The 3,333-nt window shown below is 60.5% G+C and carries 2 protein-coding genes and 2 pseudogenes; 3 read left to right on the top strand and 1 reads right to left on the bottom strand.

The window, feature by feature from the left end:
• Nucleotides 1-223, top strand: a pseudogene (locus EOA75_RS34295) (secretion protein HlyD); the annotation flags it as partial.
• Between the two features lie 476 nt (nucleotides 224-699).
• On the opposite strand, the gene EOA75_RS30890 reads toward EOA75_RS34295, so the two are convergent.
• Complete coding sequence (locus EOA75_RS30890) at nucleotides 700-1,536, bottom strand: universal stress protein (protein WP_127325930.1); 837 nt, start codon at nucleotides 1,534-1,536, stop codon at nucleotides 700-702.
• 184 nt (nucleotides 1,537-1,720) lie between these two features.
• Here EOA75_RS30890 and EOA75_RS30885 point away from each other — a divergent pair, with 184 nt between their 5' ends.
• Together EOA75_RS30885 and EOA75_RS30880 are read left to right on the top strand one after the other, a co-directional pair.
• Nucleotides 1,721-2,101 (top strand): cytochrome c, encoded by a 381-nt coding sequence (locus EOA75_RS30885; RefSeq protein ID WP_127325932.1) that lies wholly within the window; start codon nucleotides 1,721-1,723, stop codon nucleotides 2,099-2,101.
• 66 nt (nucleotides 2,102-2,167) lie between these two features.
• Nucleotides 2,168-3,333, top strand: a pseudogene (locus tag EOA75_RS30880) (phosphotransferase); the annotation flags it as partial.

Genomic DNA, 3,333 nt, shown 5'->3' with positions numbered 1-3,333 from the left:
TGTCCTAACTGTCCCGGTGGCAGCACTGTTTCGAATGGGTGACGACTGGGCGGTGTATCTCGCCAAGGCCGGGCGAGCGCGTACGACTGTGGTCAAGATCGGCCACCGGGACAACAAGTTGGCCGAGGTCGAGTCAGGCCTGTCGGAAGGCGATCGGGTCGTGCTGCATCCGAGCGACCGGGTGGGCGACGGGGTAGCCGTGCGCGAGCGGAGCGTTCAATAGACCGAGCTTCAGATCCTAGTCTCGTGTTCGAATGATCGGAAACCGCGCCAAGTACGCACGAGGCAAATTCATGCGGCCATGGAAGAGCGTGGGCGCTAAACCTACTGGTCGCATACAGGACCGCCAGTTCGAACAAGATCAGCGATGGCGAGAGATTGAAACTTGGCTCGGAAGCGGCAAGCTACAAGCGGGCTTCGATTCCGGGATCGCCTGCAGTTCAAATCCCGCCTTGAGCGTCCCGCTGATGGGGACGGAGAGTGGATCGAACCAATTTGCATAGACTCTGAGGATTTCTCCTGATCGAAAAAACCCGAGCTACCGCCTGGTTCAACACCAGCCGAAAATCCGGGGTATCGGCAACCCACAACAGATGCCGCTTCGACCTTGTGGCCGTGGCCGTCACGATGGTTGGAAACAATTTTCTCACGCCCACTCAGAGCGCGGAAAAGAGGAGGCAATCTTGAAAGTTTCCGACCTCAACGAGCCATGAGGACAGGCAGCCCCGGCTCCTCGATCATGGACCTGGTCACGCCGCCGAATATCCGCTCGCGCAGGCGGGAATGGCCGTAGGCTCCCATCACCATGAGCTCGGTGCCAGTATCGATGGCATGCTGGCGAAGAACATCGGCTATTGAATGGTTTGAACTCGGCAGGCGCTCTACCGCCACCTTCACTCCATGGCGGGAGAGATAAGTTGCGACATCCGCCCCAGGTTCAGCGCCATGATGGCGTTCGTCATCGATCGGGTCGACCATGACAACACGCACCTCATCGGCGGGTGCGAGGATGTCGAGCGACTCTCGCACCGCGCGCGAAGCTTCCAAGCTGGCGTCCCACGCGACAAGGACGCGCTTCGGTTTCAACGTCGCGCGCGTTCCCTTGGGGACCAGCAGGATAGGCTTCCCAGATGAGAATAGTGCACCTACGACGACCTTTTCTTTGAGCGTATGGCTTGCGAGCATTTCCGGCCCGACAACGGTCAGGTCGGTGTAACGGGCGCGCCTACCAATAATTTCGTCCGCCCAGGACTGCTCCGGGTAATCGCAGCTGACGTCACTCGACGTGCGGCTTGCCGACAGCATTTTGGAGACCACCGAGTTGCGCTCCTCCAGCCGTTCCATTTCGGCTTCCCGCTCTGCAAGCCAGGCTGGCGAAACAACGGCTGCATATTCGCCGCCCGAGGGAGGCGCAGCGATGACCAGAACAAGCACGGAGAGATGAGCGTCGATTTCTTCGCACAATCCCGCGGCGAGCCTCAGATCATCGTCTCCCTGGTCGGCTCCTGTAACCGTGAGCAATGTCTTGAATAGCATGGCGGCGACTCCTCATCAGAACGAGTTCGATAGACGACCGTAGCTGTAACAAACCGGTCGAATGCCTCCTTGCGCTGAATCAAATTGATCCGTTCGAGATTGATCCCGGTCAACGTGCGCCCGCGCCGCACGCTCTAGGCTGACGTTGATAGCTGGAGGCTGATCAATGAGATTCTGGATGACGATGGGCTTCGCGGCACTGACCCTGAGCGTATCGGCAGCGCAGGAGATGAGCAACGGACAGCAGGAGTACCTGAATTCCTGCGCGGTCTGCCATGGTGTGGACGGCAAAGGCGACGGCCCCTTGGCCGACGAGTTGCGGAAGCGTCCCGCGGATCTGACGACGCTCACGAGGCGCAACGGCGGAGAATTTCCCTACTGGCAGGTTTTCGCGACGATCGACGGCCGCGGCATGATACCGGCGCACGGCGAGCGCGAGATGCCGGTCTGGGGCGACCAGTTCCTGCCCGACGATGTGAAGCGCTACGGCCCATATGGCGGGGAGGCCGTCACCACGGAACGCATCCATAACCTGGCCGGTTACGTCCAGACGCTTCAACGCTAGTACCGCTGCGGAACCGCAGCCGACAAAGATCGTGAATTGGAGCAACCAAGGCGAAGGGCATAGGCGATGATCGTGGACAACCAGGACGTTGTCGTCGGGATATTGAAGGATCCCGCCACCTATGGCGAGGCCGGCCCCGTCGAGACGATCGAAACCCACATTTCCCGAATCTTCCTTGTGGGGCGGCGCGCGTTCAAACTGAAGCGAGCGGTGAAGCTGCCCTATGTCGATTTTTCGACGCCGGAGGTGCGCGCAAAGGAAGTGGAGTTGCACTCCAGAACGGCACCCGGTCTTTATCTCGATGTCCGCCGCATCGCGCGCGCGGGAGATCGACTTAGACTGGATGGCTCAGGGAACTGGTCGACGCGGTTATCGAGATGGTTCGCTTCGATCAGTCGAAGCTTCTCGATCGCATGGCCACCGCGGGAAAGTTGACATCCGCGCTGATGACGGGCGTGGCGCGCATGATTGCGCAATATCACCGCAACGCTGACGTGGTCCATGCCGGCAGCCGGACGGCGAACATCGGCGGCGTGCTTGAGATCAATTCGGCCGGATTTGCAACAAGCCACGTGTTCGATCGAGAGGAGATCGAAACGCTCAACGCGGCGTTTCGCGATGCCCTCGCCCGCCATGCCAGCCTGCTTGATCGGCGCGAAGCCGCAGGCCGGGTCCGCCGCTGCCATGGCGACCTGCATCTGCGCAACATCTGCGTCTTCGATGGCGAGCCTCGCCTGTTCGATTGCATCGAGTTCAACGATCAGATCGCCACCGTTGATGTGCTCTACGACCTCGCGTTCCTGTCGATGGATTTGTGGCATCGCGGCTTCCCGCAATTCGCCAACCTGGTGATGAATCGCTATCTCGACGACGCCGACGACGAAGACGGCTTCATCCTGTTGCCGTTCTTTATGGCGGTTCGAGCAGCGGTGCGCGCACATGTTACGGCAACGCAGGTCGAGGAAGGCAGCTCGGAGTCCACAAAGCTGATTGCCGAGGCAAGGTCTTATCGAGCTCGCGCGAACCCTGCTCGCCCAGACGCCACCTCGGCTCATCGCGATCGGTGGCCTGAGCGGTTAGGCAAGACGACGATCGCTGAAGCGGTTGCTGCTCACATCGGCGCGCCCCCAGGCGCCAGGATCGTCGAGAGCGATCGCATCCGCAAGGCCATGCACGGAGTGCCCGCTGAAACCAAACTTCCAGACAAGGCCTATCGGCGCGGTGTGTCGGAG

The organism is Mesorhizobium sp. M1A.F.Ca.IN.022.07.1.1 (assembly GCF_003997575.1).
GTDB lineage: Bacteria > Pseudomonadota > Alphaproteobacteria > Rhizobiales > Rhizobiaceae > Mesorhizobium.
This window is presented reverse-complemented; position numbering and strand designations above follow the sequence as displayed.

Coding starts and splice junctions, on each gene's coding strand:
- EOA75_RS30885 (WP_127325932.1), top strand. CDS start 1,721: ATGGGCTTCGCGGCACTGACCCTGAGCGTATCGGCAGCGCAGGAGATG.
- EOA75_RS30890 (WP_127325930.1), bottom strand. CDS start 1,536: ATGCTATTCAAGACATTGCTCACGGTTACAGGAGCCGACCAGGGAGAC.